General features: G+C 57.1%; 17 protein-coding genes and 4 tRNA genes. 5 read left to right on the top strand and 16 right to left on the bottom strand.

Translation table 11 applies throughout. The features are described 5' to 3' along the window. Positions 1-120: 120 nt before the first annotated feature. The 6 genes from uvrD to lptM all read right to left on the bottom strand — a co-directional run bounded on the left by uvrD (position 121) and on the right by lptM (position 5729). Positions 121-2283 (bottom strand): DNA helicase II, encoded by a 2163-nt coding sequence (gene uvrD / locus EAE_RS08050; RefSeq protein WP_015703984.1) that lies wholly within the window; start codon positions 2281-2283, stop codon positions 121-123. 63 nt (positions 2284-2346) lie between these two features. Continuing rightward, the gene (yigB, locus tag EAE_RS08045; RefSeq protein WP_015368862.1) at positions 2347-3063 is read right to left on the bottom strand and encodes a 5-amino-6-(5-phospho-D-ribitylamino)uracil phosphatase YigB; all 717 of its coding nucleotides are present in this window, start codon (positions 3061-3063) and stop codon (positions 2347-2349) included. Further along, entirely contained in the window at positions 3063-3965 is a 903-nt protein-coding gene (gene xerC, locus EAE_RS08040; RefSeq protein WP_015703983.1) for a tyrosine recombinase XerC, read from the bottom strand. The genes yigB and xerC overlap by 1 nt, the downstream gene beginning before the upstream one ends. Continuing rightward, positions 3962-4669 carry a DUF484 domain-containing protein gene (locus tag EAE_RS08035; protein ID WP_015368864.1) on the bottom strand — a complete coding sequence of 236 codons (708 nt, stop codon included), beginning with the start codon at positions 4667-4669 and terminating at the stop codon, positions 3962-3964. The genes xerC and EAE_RS08035 overlap by 4 nt, the downstream gene beginning before the upstream one ends. Then, positions 4666-5490 (bottom strand): diaminopimelate epimerase, encoded by an 825-nt coding sequence (gene dapF / locus EAE_RS08030; RefSeq protein WP_015703982.1) that lies wholly within the window; start codon positions 5488-5490, stop codon positions 4666-4668. The genes EAE_RS08035 and dapF overlap by 4 nt, the downstream gene beginning before the upstream one ends. A gap of 35 nt (positions 5491-5525) precedes the next feature. Then, a complete protein-coding gene (gene lptM, locus EAE_RS08025) occupies positions 5526-5729 on the bottom strand; it encodes an LPS translocon maturation chaperone LptM (protein WP_015703981.1) in 204 nt (67 codons plus the stop codon). A gap of 139 nt (positions 5730-5868) precedes the next feature. Between lptM and cyaY the strand changes: the two genes are divergently transcribed. Continuing rightward, positions 5869-6189: an iron donor protein CyaY gene (gene cyaY / locus EAE_RS08020; RefSeq protein WP_015368867.1), complete on the top strand. Its 321-nt coding sequence runs from the start codon at positions 5869-5871 to the stop codon at positions 6187-6189. A gap of 133 nt (positions 6190-6322) precedes the next feature. Here cyaY and cyaA read toward each other — a convergent pair whose 3' ends face one another. Then, positions 6323-8875, bottom strand: a complete 2553-nt coding sequence (gene cyaA / locus EAE_RS08015) for a class I adenylate cyclase (RefSeq protein WP_015368868.1) — start codon at positions 8873-8875, stop codon at positions 6323-6325. 350 nt (positions 8876-9225) lie between these two features. Between cyaA and hemC the strand changes: the two genes are divergently transcribed. Genes hemC through hemY form a run of 4 tightly spaced genes read left to right on the top strand, consistent with a single transcriptional unit; the run spans position 9226 to position 13298 of the window. Next, positions 9226-10167 carry a hydroxymethylbilane synthase gene (gene hemC / locus EAE_RS08010; protein ID WP_015703979.1) on the top strand — a complete coding sequence of 314 codons (942 nt, stop codon included), beginning with the start codon at positions 9226-9228 and terminating at the stop codon, positions 10165-10167. Continuing rightward, positions 10164-10904 carry a uroporphyrinogen-III synthase gene (gene hemD, locus EAE_RS08005; protein WP_015703978.1) on the top strand — a complete coding sequence of 247 codons (741 nt, stop codon included), beginning with the start codon at positions 10164-10166 and terminating at the stop codon, positions 10902-10904. The genes hemC and hemD overlap by 4 nt, the downstream gene beginning before the upstream one ends. A gap of 21 nt (positions 10905-10925) precedes the next feature. Continuing rightward, positions 10926-12098 (top strand): uroporphyrinogen-III C-methyltransferase, encoded by a 1173-nt coding sequence (hemX, locus tag EAE_RS08000; RefSeq protein WP_015703977.1) that lies wholly within the window; start codon positions 10926-10928, stop codon positions 12096-12098. Between the two features lie 3 nt (positions 12099-12101). Next, positions 12102-13298 (top strand): protoheme IX biogenesis protein HemY, encoded by a 1197-nt coding sequence (gene hemY, locus EAE_RS07995; protein ID WP_015703976.1) that lies wholly within the window; start codon positions 12102-12104, stop codon positions 13296-13298. 465 nt (positions 13299-13763) lie between these two features. Here the strand turns inward: hemY and EAE_RS07990 are convergent. The 9 genes from EAE_RS07990 to wzxE all read right to left on the bottom strand — a co-directional run bounded on the left by EAE_RS07990 (position 13764) and on the right by wzxE (position 20311). Next, positions 13764-13840 (bottom strand) — tRNA-Pro (locus EAE_RS07990). A 42-nt stretch (positions 13841-13882) separates the two neighbouring features. Continuing rightward, a tRNA-Leu gene (locus EAE_RS07985) sits at positions 13883-13969 on the bottom strand. Positions 13970-13991: 22 nt separating this feature from the next. After that, positions 13992-14067 (bottom strand) — tRNA-His (locus tag EAE_RS07980). A gap of 55 nt (positions 14068-14122) precedes the next feature. Then, positions 14123-14199 (bottom strand) — tRNA-Arg (locus tag EAE_RS07975). Positions 14200-14301: 102 nt separating this feature from the next. Beyond that, entirely contained in the window at positions 14302-15687 is a 1386-nt protein-coding gene (gene thrP / locus EAE_RS07970; protein ID WP_015368873.1) for a bifunctional threonine/serine APC transporter ThrP, read from the bottom strand. Positions 15688-15892: 205 nt separating this feature from the next. Further along, positions 15893-16633, bottom strand: coding sequence for a lipopolysaccharide N-acetylmannosaminouronosyltransferase (gene wecG, locus EAE_RS07965; RefSeq protein ID WP_015368874.1), 741 nt, complete (start codon positions 16631-16633; stop codon positions 15893-15895). An 11-nt stretch (positions 16634-16644) separates the two neighbouring features. Then, entirely contained in the window at positions 16645-17991 is a 1347-nt protein-coding gene (wzyE, locus tag EAE_RS07960) for an ECA oligosaccharide polymerase (protein WP_015368875.1), read from the bottom strand. After that, on the bottom strand, positions 17988-19064 hold the full coding sequence (locus EAE_RS07955; protein ID WP_015703975.1) for a TDP-N-acetylfucosamine:lipid II N-acetylfucosaminyltransferase: 1077 nt from the start codon (positions 19062-19064) through the stop codon (positions 17988-17990). The genes wzyE and EAE_RS07955 overlap by 4 nt, the downstream gene beginning before the upstream one ends. Further along, positions 19061-20311 carry a lipid III flippase WzxE gene (wzxE, locus tag EAE_RS07950; protein ID WP_015703974.1) on the bottom strand — a complete coding sequence of 417 codons (1251 nt, stop codon included), beginning with the start codon at positions 20309-20311 and terminating at the stop codon, positions 19061-19063. Before wzxE ends, EAE_RS07955 begins: the two co-directional genes overlap by 4 nt. Position 20312 lies beyond the last annotated feature (1 nt).

Here is a 20312-nt window from a genome sequence, read left to right as displayed (position 1 = left end):
GCGCATGTTACGCCAGCGCAAAAACGGCGTCAACACGCAAGGGAACGCTAAAGAGCAAATCCTGCCCTTTAGCATATAAGGCTAGCAGATTATTACAAAAAAATTATATTTTTCTTAAAGTTACACCGTTTCCAGCCGGGCATAGGCGGCGACCAGCCATTTAATTCCCTGCCCCTGGAATGCCACCTGCAGCCGGCTATGTTCACCGCTGCCCTCAAGGTTTACGATGGTGCCTTCGCCGAACTTCGGATGCCGGACCCGCTGGCCCAGCTTATAGCCGGTATCGTTCTCCGCCACCGGAGTACCGAGGCGCTGATGGTTAACCGGGCGGCTCACCGTAGCCCGCAGCCGCACCTCTTCCACGCACTCTTCCGGCAGCTCGCCGATAAAGCGCGATGGGCGATGGTAAACCTCTTTGCCGTACAAACGACGGGTTTCGGCGTAGGTCAGCGTCAGTTTCTGCATCGCGCGCGTCACGCCGACGTAGGCCAGACGACGCTCTTCCTCCAGACGACCGCCCTCATCAAGCGCCATCTGGCTCGGGAACATCCCCTCTTCAACGCCGACGATAAACACCTGCGGGAACTCCAGCCCTTTTGCCGAGTGCAGAGTCATCAGCTGTACCGCATCCTGCCAGGTATCCGCCTGCCCTTCGCCGGCTTCCAGCGCGGCGTGGGAGAGGAACGCCTGTAGCGGCATCAGATCTTCATCTTCTTCGTTGTAGCTGAACTGGCGCGTCGCCGTCACCAGTTCCTCTAAGTTTTCGATGCGGGTCTGGCCCTTCTCGCCTTTTTCCTGCTCGTACATCATACGCAGGCCGGAATCTTTAATGACCCGGTCAGTCTGGACATGCAGCGGCATATCGGCGGTTTCCTGCGCCAGCGCGTCGATAAGCTCCATAAAGCGCTGCAGAGCGCTGGCAGCGCGGCCAGCCAGCGCTTTCTCTTTCAGTAGCTCGCGGCAGGCCTGCCACAGCGTCAGCTGACGATCGCGCGAGGTCTGGCGCACCACATCCAGGGTACGATCGCCGATGCCGCGGGTAGGCGTATTGACCACGCGCTCAAACGCCGCGTCATCGTTGCGGTTGGCAATCAGGCGCAGATAAGAGAGCGCATCTTTGATTTCCTGACGTTCGAAGAAGCGCATGCCGCCGTAGATACGGTAAGGCATGCTGGCCTGTAGCAGCGCCTCTTCCAGCACGCGCGACTGGGCGTTGCTACGATAGAGAATGGCGCACTGCTCCAGCGCTCCGCCGTTCTCCTGCCAGGTTTTAATTCGGTTAACCACGAAACGCGCTTCATCGAGATCGTTGAAGGCGCAGTACAGCGAAATGGGCTCGCCGTCGGCGCCGTCGGTCCACAGTTTTTTGCCCAACCGCCCGTTGTTGTTTTCAATCAGGGCGTTGGCGGCGCTGAGAATATTGCTGGTCGAACGATAGTTCTGCTCCAGACGAATAGTTTCCGCCCCCGGGAAGTCATTCAGGAAGCGCTGAATGTTTTCAACCTGCGCGCCGCGCCAGCCGTAAATCGACTGGTCATCATCGCCGACAATCATCACTTTGCCGGTATCGCCCGCCAGCAGGCGGATCCAGGCATATTGAATGTTATTGGTGTCCTGGAATTCGTCGACGAGAATATTGGTGAAGCGCTCGCGGTAGTGCTGCAGGATGTGCGGTTTGTTCAGCCACAGCTCGTGCGCGCGCAGCAGCAGCTCGGCGAAGTCCACCAGCCCGGCGCGATCGCAGGCTTCCTGATAGGCCTGATACACCTTCTGCCAGGTCTGTTCGAACGGGTTGCCGTAGCTCTGAATATGGTGCGGGCGCAGCCCTTCATCTTTTTGGCTGTTGATGTACCACATCGCCTGACGCGGCGGCCATTGCTTCTCATCCAGGTTCATCGCCTTAATCAGGCGCTTCAGCAGGCGCAGCTGGTCTTCGCTATCGAGGATTTGGAAATCCTGCGGCAGGTTGGCATCCAGATGATGGGCGCGTAGCAGGCGATGGGCCAGGCCATGGAAGGTGCCGACCCACATACCGCCCTGGGTGGTGCCCATCAGTTGGCCGATACGGTGGCGCATCTCCGCCGCCGCTTTGTTGGTAAAGGTCACCGCCATAATGGAATACGGCGAGCAGTTCTCCACGCTCAGCAGCCAGGCGATACGGTGCACCAGTACGCGCGTCTTACCACTGCCCGCCCCTGCCAGAACCAGCATATTGGTGCGCGAGGCCGCTACGGCTTCACGCTGTTTGTCATTAAGGCTGTCGAGCAGGTAAGAAACGTCCATTGGCACCGCCGGAAGAGAAGGGGTTCCACGAACCCCTGTTAATATATACAGAGTTACTGGTGATTATATCAGCGAGGTCAGAGATGCCAACCGTGAAATTTCAATATGCGGCAGCAGGCGGCTATCGGCGGTTTTCATCAACGACGCGTCCTGCGGCTTGATCCAGCAGGCCTGCATTCCACAGCGAATAGCGCCAGCCACGTCGGTGGTCAGATCATCGCCGACGTGCAGAATCTGCCCGAGGGGTAAATCCAGGCGCTCCGCCGCCAGATGGTACATATCGGCAAACGGCTTGGAGCGACCATCCGGACCCGCGCGCAGCACGAAACGGAAATAGTCATTCAGCCCGAACAGTTCTGGCTGGGCGTTACCGTTGGTGATAGCTACCAGCGGCCATTTCTGCGCCAGCTTCGCCAGCGTATCGTGCGTCTCCTGCGGCACGTCGACGCGACTGCGCCAGTGGGCGAAGTTTTCCATCGCCGCATCGGCGCCGGCTTTCGCCTCGGCGGCGGAGAGTCCGGCATTACGCATCCCTAACTCCAGCGCGCGGTGGCGCCAGACGGTGACATCGTGATAAATCTCAGGTTCTGAGGACAATAGCGTTTGTCGCAGTTGATTAAGCGCATGGGCATCAAACTGGCTCAGCGCCGGATGGTAATTGCGCACAAACGTCAGCGATTCCTGCATCGTCCGGTCAATCACCGGGCGGTTATCATAAAGGGTGTCATCCAGGTCGAACGTCAGCGCGGAGATCGGGCCCAGAGGTCGGTAAAAACGCATTATTTCCCCCGTTTAGCGCGCGGATGCGCGGCATCGTACACCGAGGCAAGGTGTTGAAAATCGAGATGGGTATAGATTTGGGTGGTGGAGAGATTGGCATGCCCCAGCAGCTCCTGCACGCCGCGCAGATCGCCGCTCGACTCCAGCATATGCGTCGCGAAGGAGTGCCGCAGCTTATGCGGATGCACGTGGCTATTGAGCCCCTGCTTGATCCCCCATTCGGCAAACCGCTTCTGCACGTTGCGCGCTGAAATTCGCTTACCCAGCTTCGACAAAAACAGCGCGTCGTCATCACCGCCGAACAGGCCGCGCAAATCCAGCCAATGTTCGATCCACGCCACCGCGTTGCGTCCAATTGGCAGGCGGCGCTCTTTGCTGCCTTTACCCATCACCCACACTTCCCCTGACTCAAGATCAAGGTGCTGAATATCAAGGTTAACTAACTCAGAAAGACGCAGCCCCGCGCCGTACATCACTTCCAGCATCGCCCGGTCGCGCACCGCGAGCGGGTCGTTAAGGTCGATATCCAGAAGCCGATTCACATCATCAACGTCGATATTTTTCGGTAAGTGGCGGGGAATTTTTGGCGCCGCAATCCCCTTCGCCGGGTTAGCCGCTAACTCGCCCTGGCTGACCATCCAGTCGAAGAAACTGCGCAAGGCGGAAAGCCGCAGCGCCAGGCTCGCCGGGCCTAAGCCCGCGCGGCGGCTGCGCACGGCAAAGCTACGTACCTGAGCGGCGTCGCACTGCTGCCAGCTTTTTAAGCCAGCATCATCCGCCAGCGCGATCAGCGCTTCCAGCTGACGCTGGTAATTCGTGAGCGTAATCGGGCTAAGCTGGCGCTCTACGCCGAGATAGCGCAGGAAGCGGTCGACGCAGGCGAATAGCGGGGAGTCGGTCATGCGCGTTCAATCCAGCGCTCCAGCAGGCCGGGCAGCATGCGCGCAATCTCCTGCAGTAACTGCGTCCCCTGACCTTGCTGATAATGTTGTGGATCACGGCTGCTGAAGAACATCACCCCCGGCGCGTCGTCATCGCCCAGTAGCGACATCGCCACCGAGCCGATAGCTTTCGCATCCGGCAGCACCACCAACAGCTCTGGCCCGTTCAGCGGACCAAGATAGTGACGTGCCTGGCCCAACCGTTGGATACGAATGGGTTCGAACGCCTGCCGGCTCAACGCCAGATGGGTGAATTTAGACGGCGCGCCGAGATGCCAGCTGTCCGGAAACAGGCGCACCGTCGCGCCCGCCAGACCCAGCTCGCGCGCCCAACGATGAAAGCGGTTGAGCATTTCATCCAGGCTATCGGCGGACGCCAGGCGCGTCTGGAGATGGAACAGGCGCTGAAACAGGCTTTGATTGGCCGTCGCCTGTTCCATCAGCAGCGTCATATTTTCTTCCAGCACGTTGATATGGTTACGCGCCCGCAGCATATGCCACTCGACCAGCGAGATGGTGCCGCGCACCGGATGCGGGACGCGGATATGCTCTACCTGCGCTGCATTACGAATAAAGAACTCAGGATTTTGCAGCAGATAATCTACTACCGCGCTGTCGTCGAGCGCTGTGGCGAGTTCCTGCTGTTCTTCCCCGATCTGTTTCATAGATGAATAAATCCGTCGTAGACGTGTGCCGCCGGGCCAGTCATATACAACGGTTGACCCGGACCTTTCCAGGCGATGTCGAGACGCCCGCCTGGCAATTCCACGCGTACCTCTTCGGCGAGTAATCCCTGTTGGATACCGACCGCCACCGCCGCACAGGCGCCGCTGCCGCAGGCCTGCGTTTCACCTGCGCCGCGTTCATAGACGCGCAGACGAATATGAGAGCGTTCCACTACCTGCATAAAGCCGATATTGGCGCGTTCCGGAAAACGTTCGTGGCTTTCCATCACCGGACCGAGGGTTTCAACCGCGGCGGTGTCCACGTTATCGACCTGAATCACGCAGTGCGGGTTGCCCATTGAGACGACGCCGCACAATACTGTCTGTTCAGCCGCGCGCATAATATAGGTCTTTTCCGCTTTGTTGGCGCGGAATGGGACCTGAGACGGCTCGAAATTCGGCTCGCCCATGTTAACGCGCACCAGATCATCTTCCGTTACGCTTAATACCATACGCCCATTGGCGGTGCTCACACGGATATCACGTTTATTGGTCAGGCCTTTTAAACGGACAAAGCGGGCGAAGCAGCGCGCGCCGTTGCCGCACTGCGAGACTTCGCTACCGTCAGCATTGAAGATACGGTAGTGGAAGTCCAGATCGGGATCGTACGGCGGCTCGACAACCAGCAGCTGGTCGAAGCCGACGCCAAGATGCCGATCCGCAAGGCGGCGAATCAGCTCCGGTGAGAAGAAAACATTCTGCGTTACCGCATCAACAACCATGAAGTCGTTGCCGAGGCCATGCATTTTAGAGAACTGCATTATCTACTCCAATTGCGCGGAACAGAACGTTATCGTTAATAGTTAACCTGGGTCGGACCGCCATTATCGCCGCGATCGTTACGATCCGGCGTCGCGCTCTGAATGCCTGGGTTAACCGGCCTGGTCGGCGGCGGCGCGGTTTTGTCTGCCGGCGGGAAATACAGCGGCCCTTTCAAACCGCAGCCGGTCAGGCTGAAGATTGCAAACAGAACGGCAAGCGTGGGTAAAACGTTTTTCATTGATAGTTGCCCATGATTCATTCGTTACTGCTTTCTATCATCGCAGGAGAAGACGTAAAAGCAAGCGTTTAGCATCTGACTGCACGCGCTTTTGTTTCGCGCTATACTGCGGCCATCTTCAAAAAAGCAGGATAGAACCATGAACGACAGTGAATTCCATCGCCTGGCCGATAGCCTGTGGATGACCATCGAAGAACGTCTGGACGATTGGGACGGCGACAGCGATATCGACTGCGAAATCAACGGCGGCGTGCTGACCATCAGCTTCGAAAATGGCAGTAAGATCATTATTAACCGTCAGGAACCGCTGCATCAGGTCTGGCTGGCGACCAAGCAAGGCGGCTATCACTTCGATCTGCAAGGCGACGAGTGGATCTGCGATCGCAGCGGCGAACGCTTCTGGGATCTGCTGGAGCAGGCGGCGAGCAATCAGGCCGGCGAGACGGTGAGCTTCCGTTAATGAGGTCTTTCCCGGATGGCGGCGCATCGCGCCTTATCCGGGCTACCCGACGACATACAACCGTAGCCCTGCTAAGCGCAGCGCCAGCAGGGAATATCTCCGGATAGCGCATCGCGCCTTATCCGGGCCAAATCTACGAGTAGCGCTGCTGCAGCACCGGTGAGGCGACCGCTTCCTGGCCCGGCGGCACCGCGGCGGCAATCGCCTGACTGCGGAACGGGATCACCTGCGTGCGTCCGTCAACTTCGACTATCTGATAGAACTGCGGCAGGTTGAAGTTAATGAAGCTGGAGCCGTAGGTGAAGCGATCGTGCGATGATGAGTAGAAGCGGCTGACGTCGCGGACCAGCTCTTCTTTGCTGCCTTCGCAGTGGTGATAGACCTCTGCGCGGTTGCTTTCATCGAGAATGTAGATGTTAAAGCCGCTGTCATTGTTATCCGCATCTTCAAAGAAGAATTGAATTATCCCTTCGCTGGCGAAACCATCCACCACCGCCGGCAGCTTAACGTGATTGGTTTCTACCTGTACCGACAGGCCGTGGAGCTTGTTGTGCGAGATAGCGCCGTAGAACTCAATGGCGTTTTCCAGCTTCTGCACCGAAACGTTCAGGCGCTCGAAGAACAGGCCCCAGGTCTGGCCGGAGACGCGCAGCGCTTTGAAGCGCCCGGTATCCTGACGGGTACTGGAGAGACGCAGTTCGATGCACTCGGAGACCATCTGCTGCACGCGGGTGCGGATAAGGCCGCGCAGGTGCTGGCTATAGCAGAACACCTCCACGCTATCCGGCGGCGCGGCGTCCTGATGCATTTTGCCGAGAATAGTTTTCAGCGCTTCGATCATCGCCTGCTCGCCGTTAAAGTGCAGCGTGCGCACTTCGTTCCACGAGTTGCGATACAGCAGGTCGACGCTGCCAATCAGGCATTTTTGCTCTTCGCCGAAGCTGAAAACGTCGAGCTTACGGAAGTCGAAATGCACCACCTGATTACGGAATGCCGCCGTCGGGTCATATTCGAGGTTGACGATAATCGCCAGGTGGCGAATTTCGCACGGGCTGTACAGCGCTTTTGGCGTCGGCGCCGGCAGGCGCAGCGGGAAGTGGTGCGACACGTCGGCCACCATCTCCTGCAGCTTCGGCAAATCGACGATACCGTTGCCCTTAATAAACAGACGGGTGCGTGAGGTCAGCAGGCCGTTAAACCAGGCCCAGGCCACCAGCTTATTAAGGTAACGGTTATATTCCAGCGGCTGATGGCTGATGATCGATTCCATATCCGGCGCGCGATTATACAGATACCAACCGGTACGGTTGGCGCGGCCCGGCGGCACGTGGATAAAGGTCAGATTCGGTTCCGACAGGTCCGGTGAAATTTGCGGGTTTACCAGGGTAACCTTGCCCGGCAAGGCTTCAAAGGCCGCATACAGCTTACGCGTCAGCACGCCGATATCCTGCGGGCTGGCGGAGACGCTGAGGTTATTGCGACGCGCGAAGCGGATCAGATTACGATAGCTCTGCATCATCGCGTCGAGCAGTTCGTTGTGCGCTTTGCGCACTTCATCGATTTTCCAGTTAGCGCGGTTATCGAGCATCATCAGACGCTTTTCATCCCAGCCCCACTCTTTCACCAGCTGGCTGACGACTTCACGACGCCAGCCCACACAGGCGCGCTCGCGGCTGAGTTTTTCACAGACTTTCAGATAGAAGCAGCGGCGTACCAGATCGAGACGGGTGTCATCTTCGATAGCCTGCAGATAGGCGGTTACGCGCTCCAGCATCATGCAGTAGGGGTCGAGACCGAATGAGACAATCTCGCCATCGTGCAGGCGCTGTTTAATATCTTTCGCCAACAGGCGGTTGTTGGGGTATTCCCACGAGTAGGCTTCCAGCAGCAGCGTTTTCAGCACCGCTTTATACGGGGAGTCTATGCTCTTATACAGCTGCCACAGGCTGGCGCCGAAGTACTCTTCCGCCGACAGCGAACTGAGGCCACCGAGATCGAGCCATTCGTTTGGCGTCAGCACGCCCTGGGCATACAGTCCCATCACGTAATCATCGTAATGGTCTTCTTCATCGCCCGGCACCATATTCCACAGAATACGTTTCCCGGCAAGACGCACGGCGGTGCGGTAAAATTCATCGAGCAACAAAATATGCTGGGTCGAACCACAGTCTTCGCCGCCGAGGCTGCCGCTTTCGTTATGGCGGAAACGGTTTTCGTCAATCAGGAAGAAACTGACCTCGACGCCGAGCGACGCCGCCCAGCTTTCAAGCAGGCTGCATTTACGCTGCAGCAGTTGGCGTTCTTCGTTATCCAGCCAGGCCTGATGGCATACCCAGATATCCAGATCGGAAGAGCAGCTTTGCCCGACGGAAGAGGTACTGCCCATCGAATAGACGCCGGTAATCGGCAGTTCGCCTTTCGGCGGCTCCTGCGTTAGCAGGCCGCGATGCAGTTCGAGTTCGTCAAGATAGTGGCGTTGGGTTTCATCAGGCGTGTAGAGGCAAATGCCGCGGGGAACGTTACCGTCAAGGTAACCCGGCATCAGCGGGTGATGATAATGTAGTAATGTCGGCAGAAGACTGTAAACCTGCTGGAAAGCGGGTCCCATGGCAGCAAGCGCGCGATCCACGCGCAGTTGGTTGATGGCATCCAGTCTCTGTTTCAGTGTCTCAATATAGAGGTACAAGACATATCGCCTGATGTTCAAAAATCCGACGTACAATAGTACGGAGGATTTCAGTATTTCAACAAGAACCGTCACCATTCGTCATCGGTGTGGTTGTGATGAACTGCTGGCTGACAAATGGTTTAAAACGTGATCAATTTAACACCTTGCTGATTGACCGTAAAGAAAGATGCGCTACATACAAGTGTAGCACCGTTTGCCGGGTGTAAATTCCCCACTACGCTTGCGGCAACCGCACGCGCATGAAACGCTAAAGGTCATCATGCCAGCATCCCACATTAACCGCGAAACTAACATCCCTAAAGCAACAATGTTAGGATGGCTCATGGTCGACAATGACGGTAACAAGCATGTTAGACAAAGTTTTGAGAATTGCCACACGGCAAAGCCCGCTTGCGCTATGGCAGGCACATTATGTGAAAGAGCGTCTGGAGTCCTGTCATCCGGGGCTTTCCGTTGAGCTGGTGCCAATGGTCACCCGCGGCGACGTGCTCCTTGATACCCCGCTGGCGAAAGTGGGCGGCAAGGGCTTATTTGTGAAAGAGTTAGAGCTCGCCATGATTGAGGGGCGCGCCGATATCGCCGTCCATTCGATGAAAGATGTCCCGGTCGAATTCCCTGAAGGCCTGGGATTGGTCACCATCTGCGAACGTGAAGATCCGCGAGACGCATTTGTTTCCAATCACTATGCCTCAATTGACACGCTGCCGGCTGGCAGCATCGTTGGCACATCAAGTTTACGTCGCCAGTGCCAGTTGGCGGCAGAGCGCCCCGATCTGGTGATCCGCTCGCTACGCGGCAACGTTGGCACGCGATTAGGCAAACTCGATAACGGCGAGTATGACGCTATTATCCTTGCCGCCGCCGGTCTGAAGCGCCTGAAACTGGAAACGCGTATTCGCCAGCCGCTCTCGCCTGAACAATCTCTGCCGGCCGTCGGCCAGGGCGCGGTGGGTATCGAATGCCGCCTTGACGATGAATGGACCAAAGCGCTGTTAGCGCCGCTTAACCATACAGAGACCGCCGTGCGCGTACGTGCCGAGCGGGCGATGAACACCCGTCTCGAAGGCGGTTGTCAGGTGCCGATTGGCAGCTATGCCGAACTGCGCGATGGTGAGCTGTGGCTACGAGCGCTGGTGGGCGCGCCGGATGGTTCGCGGGTCGTGCGCGGTGAACGCCGCGGGCGGCCTGAAGAGGCAGAGTCGCTCGGCGTCTCGCTGGCGGAAGAGCTACTGGATAACGGCGCCCGCGACATCCTCGCGGCGGTCTATGATGGAGAAGCCCCACGATGAGCATCCTGGTCACCCGTCCGCTACCGCAAGGTGAAGAGTTAGTCAGCCGCCTGCGCGCGCTGGGACGCGTGGCCTGGAGCTTTCCGCTGATTGAATTCACGCCGGGGCGAGAACTGGCAACGCTCCCGCGTCAACTGGCGGCATTAGGCGCGGACGATTTGTTGTTTGCGCTGTCGCAGCATGCGGTGGAATTCGCCCATGCCCGTCTGCTGCAGGAGAGCCAACGCTGGCCCTCCGACCCGGCCTATTTCTCGATAGGCCGCACCACCGCGCTGGCCCTGCATACGGTCAGTGGTAAAAATATCCGTTACCCGTTAGATCGGGAAATCAGCGAAGTCTTGCTACAATTACCTGAATTACAAAACATTGCGGGCAAGAAAGCCCTGATTCTGCGCGGCAACGGCGGGCGGGAATTACTCGGCGACACGCTGCGAGATCGCGGCGCCGAAGTAACATTTTGTGAATGTTATCAACGTTGTGCGAAGTACTATGATGGTGCGGAAGAGGCTATGCGCTGGCAATCTCGTGGAGTCACAACGCTGGTGGTCACCAGCGGCGAGATGCTGCAGCAGCTGTGGTCGTTAATACCCCAGTGGTATCGCGAACAGTGGCTGCTGCACTGTAGCCTTATCGTTGTCAGCGAACGTCTGGCCCTTCAGGCCCGGGAATTGGGCTGGCAGGATATTCAGGTTGCCGATAACGCCGACAACGATGCGCTGCTACGCGCATTACAATAACTCTCAACATTGGAAGCCATAATGACGGAACAACAAAATCAATCCGCCGTGGTTGAAGAGACCAGGGAGGCCGTGGAAACCACGCCACAGCCAGAAAACAACGAGAAGAAAAAGGCCGGCAACAAAACCAGCCTGGCGCTCAGCGCGATTGCTATCGCTATCGCCCTCGCCGCCGGTATTGGCCTGTATGGCTTGAATAAGCAGCAGGTTACGCGGCAAAACGAAACCAGCTCTGAATTAGCAAGCCAGCTCGCGGCGCTGCAAAAAGCGCAGGACAGCCAGAAGAGCGAGCTGGAAAGCGTCATCAAACAGCAGGCTGACCAGTTGAGCGAAGCCAAACGTGAACAGGAAACCCTGACGAAACAGCTTGATGAGCTACAGCAAAAAGTTGCCGTGATTTCCGGCAGCGACGCCAAAACCTGGCTGCTGGCGCAGGCTGATTTCCTGGTTAAGCTGGCGGGACGTAAACTGTGGAGCGATCAGGATGTGACGACCGCCGCCGCGCTGCTGAAAAGCGCCGATGCCAGCCTCGCCGACATGAACGACCCAAGCCTTATCGGCGCGCGCCGCGCCATCACCGATGACATCGCTTCGCTGTCGGCGGTAAGCCAGGTCGATTATGACGGCATCATCCTCAAAGTTAACCAGCTGGCGAATCAAATCGACAATCTGCGTCTGGCCGATAATAACGACGATGATTCCCCGATGGATGCCGACAGCGACGAGCTCTCCAGCTCCATCGGCGAATGGCGGGTTAACCTGCAGAAAAGCTGGCAGAACTTTATGGATAGCTTCATTACCATACGCCGCCGCGACGAAACGGCGGTGCCGCTGTTAGCGCCGAATCAGGATGTCTATCTGCGCGAAAATATCCGTTCTCGCCTGCTGGTCGCCGCGCAGGCGGTGCCGCGTCATCAGGAAGAAACCTATAAGCAGGCGCTGGAAAACGTCTCCACCTGGGTACGCGCTTATTACGATACTGAAGACGCCACTACCAAGGCTTTCCTTGAAGAAGTGGATAAGCTCAGTCAGCAGAGTATCACCATGAGCGTACCGGAAACGCTGCAGAGCCAGAGCCTGCTGGAAAAGCTGATGCAAACCCGGGTGCGTAATTTAATGGCCCAGCCTGCGGCAGCCGCTCCGACGCCAGCGCCAGCAGCGACCGCGCCAGCCCCTGCGCCGCAAGGAGAATAACCGATGCTGAAAATTCTCCTGCTTTTCGCACTGCTGATCGCCGGGATCGTCGTTGGGCCGATGATCGCGGGCCATCAGGGCTATGTTCTGATCCAGACCGATAACTACAATATCGAAACCAGCGTGACGGGTCTTGTGATCATCCTGATCCTCGCAATGGTCGTGCTGTTTGCTATCGAGTGGCTTCTGCGCCGCATTTTCCGTACCGGCGCGCACACGCGCGGCTGGTTCGTCGGCCGTAAGCGCCGCCGCGCGCGTAAGCAAACCGAGCAAGCGCTGCTGAAACTGGCGGAAGGCGATTACCAACAGGTTGAAAAGCTGATGGCGAAAAATGCCGATCACGCCGAACAACCGGTAGTGAACTATCTGTTAGCGGCGGAAGCGGCCCAACAGCGCGGTGATGAAGCTCGCGCCAATCAGCATCTTGAGCGCGCCGCCGAACTGGCTGGCGACGATCTGATCCCGGTTGAAATCACCCGCGTGCGCCTACAGCTGGCGCGTAATGAAAACCACGCCGCCCGTCACGGTATCGATAAGCTGCTGGAAGTGACCCCGCGTCATCCGGAGGTACTGCGTCTCGCCGAGCAGGCCTATACCCGCACCGGCGCGTGGAATTCGCTGCTGGACATCATTCCGTCTATGGCGAAAGCCAACGTGGCGGATGAAGAGCACCGCGCCGCGTTGGAACAGCTGGCGTGGATTGGACTGATGGATAAAGCGCTGGCCGACGGCGGTAGCGAAGGGCTACGCGAATGGTGGCGCAACCAGAGCCGTAAAACGCGCGCGCTGATACCGCTGCAGGTGGCAATGGCCGAACGCCTGATCGAAAGCGACGATCACGATACCGCACAGCAAATTATTATCGATGGTCTGAAGAAACAGTACGACGACCGCCTGGTCATGCCGATCCCACGGCTGAAGACCAATAATCCGGAGCAACTGGAAAAAGTGCTGCGCCAGCAGATCAAAGCCGTCGGCGACCGTCCGCTGCTGTGGAGCACTCTGGGCCAGTCGCTGATGCGTCACGGTGAATGGCAGGAGGCCAGTATCGCCTTCCGCGCCGCGCTTAAGCAGCGCCCGGATGCCTTTGATTACGCGTGGCTTGCCGATGCGCTGGACCGCTTGCACCAGCCGGAAGAAGCGGCGACCATGCGTCGTGACGGCCTGCTGTTGACGCTACACAATAACCCTCAGCAGTAATTCACGATAACGCTATCGCCTCGTATGGGGCGATAGCGCCCTTCTCTCGCGAAAAAAATAGCCTACCCCTGAAAGAAAAAAACGCCTGCGCTGAAATCAGGGCAGGCGTTAAAACAGGTCTGTTTGACAACAAATTGGGTGCTTCACTCAACGTAATGTCCATGGTGTTTGATGAGACATAAAATGCGACATCTATCAGTGGACGATAAGCACCGTAAGTACGGCTCTGCATCATTCCCGAGTTTATGAGGCACGAAGGCGAACATAAGAGATGGAATGAGCATCTACCCGGTTATTATCGCACAGGATCCGGGGGGATTGCATCTATCGCAACGATCATTTGGGACAATTCCGGACAATAATTCGCAGAGGTAGAACCTTTTTTTTACGAGAAAGATCAGCGGGATAAAAGAGGATTGGGCAAAGCCGGAAAACAAAAAACCCCGCCGAAGCGGGGTTCAAAATTGGTCGGCGAGAGAGGATTCGAACCTCCGACCCACTGGTCCCAAACCAGTTGCGCTACCAAGCTGCGCTACTCGCCGAAATACTGCTTTTTGAATTTTTAGTTCAATTCTTTAAAGTCGTGGTGCGAGGGGGGGGACTTGAACCCCCACGTCCGTAAGAACACTAACACCTGAAGCTAGCGCGTCTACCAATTCCGCCACCTTCGCAATTCACAACTCTATCAAATAATGGGGTGGCTAATGGGATTCGAACCCACGACAACTGGAATCACAATCCAGGGCTCTACCAACTGAGCTATAGCCACCACAACAATTCTTTTACGCGGTATTAAAACCACCGCAGCTCCAGCACCGGGTAAATGGTGCGCCCGACAGGATTCGAACCTGAGACCTCTGCCTCCGGAGGGCAGCGCTCTATCCAGCTGAGCTACGGGCGCTTAGCGCCGTTGCGGGGGTGGATAATACGGACTTCCCCCACCCCTGTCTAGTGCCTTTTTAAATAAAATTTCTATTTGCTCACAGTTTGTGCGCTTTGGCGCTTATTCCGCCGTTTTATCGAGATTTCCCCGCTTGCCGAGGCCGAAAACCTTATAAATAAGGGTCACCGCGGCGAGGAAAATCATTCCGACAAAGAGCGACATCCGGGTTTCATCGTTAATTCCCATGCCGATCAGCACACAAACGAGGAAAGCCATCGTCAAATAGTTTGCCCACGGGAACAACAATGAACGGAACGGATGGCTGGCCATCGCCTGCTGATGCTCGCGGCGAAAGCGCAGCTGGCTAATCAGGATCACAAACCACGGCACCATCCCCGGCAACACGCTGGCGCTATAGACATAGACAAACACGCGCTGCGGGTTAGGAATAATGTAGTTCAGGCACGAACCGATTAGCAGAATCACGATCGACAGCGCGACGCCCGCCACCGGCACGCCCTGACGCGATACTTTGGCCATTGCCGCCGGTAGCTGACGGTTGCGCGCCAGCGCGTACAGCATACGCCCACAGCTATACATCCCGCTGTTACAGCCCGACAGCGCTGCGGTCAGCACCACGAAGTTGATAATCCCCGCCGCCGCGGTAATGCCGATTTTGGCGAAAGTGAGAACGAATGGGCTACCGGTCGATCCAATCTGGTTCCACGGGAAGATAGTCACGATAACGAAAATCGCCCCCACGTAGAAAATCAGGATACGCCACAGTACCTTGCCTACCGCGCTACGCAACGTGACCTGCGGGTTTTTCGCTTCCCCGGCGGTGATACCGATAAGTTCAACGCCCTGATAAGAGGCGACGACAATACACAGCGCCGTCAGGAAGCCTTTCCAGCCGCCGGCGAAGAAGCCACCGTGCTCGGTCAGGTTGCCAAAACCGATCGACTGTCCGCCGTTGCCGAAGCCAAAGAAGATGACGCCCAGGCCAATGACTATCATCACGATAATGGTGGTGACTTTAATCATCGCAAACCAGAACTCGATCTCGCCGTACAGACGCACTGCCGCCAGATTCGCTAGTGCTACCAACCCAACGGCAATTAGCGCCGGGATCCACTGCGCCATCTCCGGGAACCAGAACTGGACGTATACCCCGATGGCGGTGATCTCTGATATTCCCACCGCCATCCACATAAACCAGTATGACCAGGCCGTGAGATAGCCGAAGAACGGGCTCATATAACGGTGCGCGTAAACGGCGAATGAGCCGGTTACCGGTTCGAGGAACAACATTTCGCCCATCGAACGCATGATAAAGAAGACAAATAAACCGGCGATAATATACGCCAGCAGGACGGATGGACCGGCCCACTTCAGCGTACTTGCCGCGCCCATGAATAACCCTACGCCAATCGTCCCGCCTAGCGCGATTAGCTCAATATGCCGGGCCTCCAGTCCACGCTGGAGTTCCGCTTTTTTCTCAGTCATAAAGCCTCTTGTGTTTGCTGTACTCCGGGTACTCCCGGTTATTGTTATTAATTGAAACCATAGCCTTGCCGACGCGCAGGTCTCCCCCACGCGTTTGAAGCATGCGAATGGTTAATTAATTTTACGGAAATGGCAAATAAAGTATCAGGCGAGTGAAGAGATTACACAGAATATGTATGCAATCTCGCCTGGTTGCAGTGGAATATCAGAGCTTGCCGGAATAATGCCAACGTAAATAGCGCAGTAAACGGAACTGTCTTTTGATACGGCTCGGTTGCAGGAGCAGGCGATAGAACCACTCCAGCCCCAGGTTCTGCCAGAATTTTGGCGCCCGGTGAACGTGGCCGGTAAAGACGTCATAAGTGCCGCCAACGCCCATATACAGCGCGGCGGGATATACCAGCCGGCAGTCGCGCATTAGAATTTCCTGGCGCGGCGATCCCATCGCGACGGTGACAATTTTCGCCCCGCTGTCGCGCACCCGCTCAAACAGCTGCTGACGCTGATCGGCGGAAAAATAGCCGTCCTGACTGCCGACGATATTGACCTTCCAGCGCTCACGCAGCTTCGCTTGCGTCTCCGCCAGCACCTCGGGCTTGCCGCCGATCAGGAACACCGGCGTTCCCTGAGCGCCAGCCCGCTCCATCAGCGCTTCCCACAGATCGGCGCCGGCAACGCGCGACACCTCAGCCTGCGGATATTTTTTACGTAATGAGCGCACGACGCTAATACCGTCGGCATATTTAAACTCGGCGGCCTCAATCAGCGCACGCACTTCCGGGTTATCTTCTACCGCCAGCATTTTTTCGGCGTTGATCGCGACCAGCGTTCCCTGACGCAGCTCGCCGTCGGCGAAGAGATAGTTGAGCGCATGCTGCATGTCGCGCCAGCCAATCAGCTGCAGCCCTCGCAGCGCATACTGCGGCGCGGAAGTGTTATCAGTCATGTTCATCCTTATCAGACCTGCGGTTGCGAAAGCGGCTTCACCCGCTTATGAATCAATCCTGCGCTGTCCAGGAGCCAGTACAGCAGTTTCGCCGCTAACAAGCAGATACCAAAGATCACGAGGAAAAACACCACGCGGGAGCCGAACGAATCCAACCCTTCGCGCGCCAGCACTATCATGTTGAAGATAGCGCCGAAACAGAAACTGTGCAGGATAGCCGCTTTGTAGCGATTGCTCTCCCGGTTGCCTAGTTCGTACAGCCAGTCGAACCATTTAATGATGAGCCCTACCGCGACGGCGCCCAGCGGTACGAACCATACGCCGCCCATCACCACCAGCGAACCAATCAGCGTCGGCGATATCGCCAGCCCCGAATGGTTGTTTAACACTTCCCAGGTGAAGTAATTGGCGGTATTCAGCACCATTGTCGGGCGACCGTGCCACATCCAGCTGGGGATAAAGACGTAGAAGTCGCGGATCATCGGCGCCAGCCCCTGGAACTCAATCTTGTCGTAGTTCTGCAGCAGCAGCGCCAGGTTCTCCCACGGCGAGAAGGTATCGCGCGTGAGATAGAGGAATGTATAAAACGCTTCATCGCCGCTAACGTTCATCCCATAGCGCTTCAACGCCAGCCAGAACATGCCGACAATACCCAGCACGCCCGCCGCCGCCAGCATCCACAGGCTGATCCAGCCGCGAATAATGCCGATAAACAGGAAGATAGCGAAAGCGATAATGATGTTGGCGCGGGTACCGCCGACGATCGCGTAGGTCAGCAGACCAAAGGCGACGGTGCTCACCAGGAAGAAAATCCACGCCTTGTAATCCTGACGCAGGAAATAGATCACCAGCATCGCCGGAATAAAGAAGTAGAAGAAGCGCTTCAACGCCACGCCGGACACTTCCGCGGAGAATATCTGGCTGTATGAATTGAGCTTAAAGAGCAGGAAACCGTTGTGGGCGAAGAAGATACCGACGCACAGCAGCGCCAGCCCCATCAGAATCCCCCAGGCCAGATGGGTTTCAACCCGGTTCATGGTAAACAGCGGACGACGTGGAACATCGCGCGATGCCGGACGCAATCGCGTTTTGTAGGTCACGTAGTAGATGGCATAGAAGCATACCGCAACCAGCAGCGTCTGCAGCAAAATCTCCGGCGGCGCCACGCTGACGTCAAAGCGGAATACCAGGATACTGGTTAACGGGAAGCCGAAGAAAAAGGTGAGCAGGAACAACAACGAGAAAAAGACGTTGAAGTTAAAGCGCACGCGGCGGAACTCAAACCAGGTGGCAGTGGCGATAAACAGCGTCGACAGCAGCCAGACCACCAACAGCCCGCTAAATTGCATTAACGTCATACCCGCGCCTCCGCTGCCAGCTGTAGCGCCCGCTGCCAGCCCGCCAGATAGTTCGGGCGGAAGAAGGCGATTTGCGTTTTATCAACGCTCGCTAACTGGCGCTGTGCTTCGCGCACCACGTCGACATCCAGTGTATCGCTGGTAAACAGCACCGGGATCTGTTGTTCGGTCATATCCTGCCAGAACGGATTTTCGCGATTGAGCACGCAGGGAATACCCGCCTGAATCAGCAGGCACAGCGTGCCGATACCCTGCTGGCGCGCAAACAGGAAATAGCCCAGGTCGCAGCGGCGCAGCAGCGCCAGATAATCATCAAACTCAAGCTTCTCGCTGAGGATCTGCAGATGCTCGCGACTAAACAGCGCCGCTCCCGCCTGGCGCACTTCATCAATGTACGCTTCATTGTTGGCCGGATAGCCCATCGGTACGATGACATTCACCGTATCGCCAAATTGCTGATAAATCGCCTTTAGCGCTGCAATATGCTCATTACTCCGATCGCCGGAGTTCCCCACCAGTATGGTCAGCGTGTCACCGCGCGGGGCGGTATCGGCAAGGGAATTTAGCGACGGATCCATACGCGTCGGGAAGTACAGCAGTTCGCCCGGCACTCGCGGATGGCGGTTAGCAAACCAGCTGAGATCGCCGCGGGTGGCGAAGACGCGCCCTACCCGCCCTTGCGCCATGCGGCGCAGAGGATAAAACAGACGGAATTTCAGGCTGGCTGAGTTTTCATACAGATCCGCGCCCCAGATATGCCAGTTAAATTGCGACGGGCGGATCCCGCCGCTCAACAACGCCAGCCACAGACCGGTATTAAACTGGCCGTGGAAAAAAAAGCGCTGCTGGCGATCGGCTTTCGCTTTGGCAATCACCGCCTGCGCCAGCGATTTCTTACCCGGATAGCAGGTAATTTCCAGCGCCGGATACGCCTCGCGCATACCTGTCGCATCACCCACGACCATAAACGTCCTGGCCCGCGCGTCGGCGGCCAGTTCGTCGTTAAAGAACCGCAATACGGTCTGGTTGTGGTGCGGGATATCCGATCCCAGTACGTGTATCAGTGCTGTCATGCCCGTTTACGCCAGAGTAAAAACACGCCACTACAAAGGGCGAAATAAACAATATAAGTGGCCATATACGCCTGCGCCGCGCCAAGTGCGCCGTGCGCCGGAATAAGCCAGTGTGAAAATGCGGTCAGCAGCGTGAACTGGCTGATTTCCGTCAGAATATAAAAACGCAATGACGCTTTGGCGATCACCAGATAGCCGTAGACGTAAGCGCCAACTTTTAAAACATCGCCCACCAACTGCCAGGCGAACAGGTCGCGCATCGCGGTGAAGCGCGCGGAAAACAGTAACCAGATGGCAAAATCGCGCAGCAGCCAGACCGTCAGGCTTGCCGCCGCCACCGCCGGCAGGACGAATTTCAACGACTTCACTATCTCACGCGTGATGTCCGTTTTGGCGCTCAACCGCGACAACGTCGGCAGCAGATACACGCTAAAGGAAGCGGTAATAAACTGCAGGTAGGCATCCGAGATACTGCTCACCCCCTGCCAGATGCCGACCGCCTCCCAGCCGTAATGCGCCGCCAGCAGATTACGCATCATCACATAGGCCACCGGCAGCGTCACCGAGGTAATCAACGCCATCAGGGTAAATTTCGATAGTTGCCCCGCAAGCCCGTTATCCCAACGCGGACGTAGCGCGTTCAGCGGGATCGCGCCGCGCCGCCAAAGCATAATGGCGGCCGGAACCACCACCAGCGCGGGAACTAAGGCCAGCCCTAACAGCGCCCCCTGATAACCACCGAAGTAGTAACAGGCGTAGTAGGCCGCCACGCCAATCAGACTCCCGGCAATCAGCGAAAAAGCGTTACCCGCCGCATCGCGAAAACCTTTCATCAGCGCCAGCAGATAGTTGGCCCACGCAATTCCCATCTGCACCAGCGCCACCAGACGTACCAGATTCTGATAGTGCGAATGGCCGAACAGCGCCTGGCTTATGGGCGCCGCCGCCAGCAAAAAGACCAGCGCCAGCAGGGTGGAAAAACCGAGCACCATTGATGACGAGGTTCCAACCACCTGCTTCAGGCGTAGCGGATCGTCGTGATGTTGGGCAACCAGCTTAGTGACGCCATTAAAAATCCCGGCGCCCGCCAGGACGCCCAGAACGGTGACCAGTTGCCGGAAGTTACCGGCCTGTCCTACGCCCGCCGGGCCAAATGAGACCGCCAGCAGCTTTACCACCAGCAGACCGGCGCCTATTTTGACTAAGGTGGACGCCGCGGTCCACAGTGATGCTTTTGCCAACGACATA

This window comes from Klebsiella aerogenes KCTC 2190 (genome assembly GCF_000215745.1).
Lineage (GTDB): Bacteria > Pseudomonadota > Gammaproteobacteria > Enterobacterales > Enterobacteriaceae > Klebsiella > Klebsiella aerogenes.
The sequence above is the reverse complement of the archived record's forward strand: the minus strand, read 5'-3'. Positions and strand labels throughout refer to the sequence as shown.

What these genes read in the sequence shown, in the direction of transcription:
- wzxE (WP_015703974.1), bottom strand. Translation starts at nt 20,311, where the DNA reads ATGTCGTTGGCAAAAGCATCACTGTGGACCGCGGCGTCCACCTTAGTC.
- thrP (WP_015368873.1), bottom strand. Translation starts at nt 15,687, where the DNA reads ATGACTGAGAAAAAAGCGGAACTCCAGCGTGGACTGGAGGCCCGGCAT.
- wzyE (WP_015368875.1), bottom strand. Translation starts at nt 17,991, where the DNA reads ATGACGTTAATGCAATTTAGCGGGCTGTTGGTGGTCTGGCTGCTGTCG.
- hemC (WP_015703979.1), top strand. Translation starts at nt 9,226, where the DNA reads ATGTTAGACAAAGTTTTGAGAATTGCCACACGGCAAAGCCCGCTTGCG.
- yigB (WP_015368862.1), bottom strand. Translation starts at nt 3,063, where the DNA reads ATGCGTTTTTACCGACCTCTGGGCCCGATCTCCGCGCTGACGTTCGAC.
- wecG (WP_015368874.1), bottom strand. Translation starts at nt 16,633, where the DNA reads ATGACTGATAACACTTCCGCGCCGCAGTATGCGCTGCGAGGGCTGCAG.
- EAE_RS07955 (WP_015703975.1), bottom strand. Translation starts at nt 19,064, where the DNA reads ATGACAGCACTGATACACGTACTGGGATCGGATATCCCGCACCACAAC.
- hemD (WP_015703978.1), top strand. Translation starts at nt 10,164, where the DNA reads ATGAGCATCCTGGTCACCCGTCCGCTACCGCAAGGTGAAGAGTTAGTC.
- cyaY (WP_015368867.1), top strand. Translation starts at nt 5,869, where the DNA reads ATGAACGACAGTGAATTCCATCGCCTGGCCGATAGCCTGTGGATGACC.
- lptM (WP_015703981.1), bottom strand. Translation starts at nt 5,729, where the DNA reads ATGAAAAACGTTTTACCCACGCTTGCCGTTCTGTTTGCAATCTTCAGC.
- EAE_RS08035 (WP_015368864.1), bottom strand. Translation starts at nt 4,669, where the DNA reads ATGAAACAGATCGGGGAAGAACAGCAGGAACTCGCCACAGCGCTCGAC.
- xerC (WP_015703983.1), bottom strand. Translation starts at nt 3,965, where the DNA reads ATGACCGACTCCCCGCTATTCGCCTGCGTCGACCGCTTCCTGCGCTAT.
- hemX (WP_015703977.1), top strand. Translation starts at nt 10,926, where the DNA reads ATGACGGAACAACAAAATCAATCCGCCGTGGTTGAAGAGACCAGGGAG.
- dapF (WP_015703982.1), bottom strand. Translation starts at nt 5,490, where the DNA reads ATGCAGTTCTCTAAAATGCATGGCCTCGGCAACGACTTCATGGTTGTT.
- uvrD (WP_015703984.1), bottom strand. Translation starts at nt 2,283, where the DNA reads ATGGACGTTTCTTACCTGCTCGACAGCCTTAATGACAAACAGCGTGAA.
- hemY (WP_015703976.1), top strand. Translation starts at nt 12,102, where the DNA reads ATGCTGAAAATTCTCCTGCTTTTCGCACTGCTGATCGCCGGGATCGTC.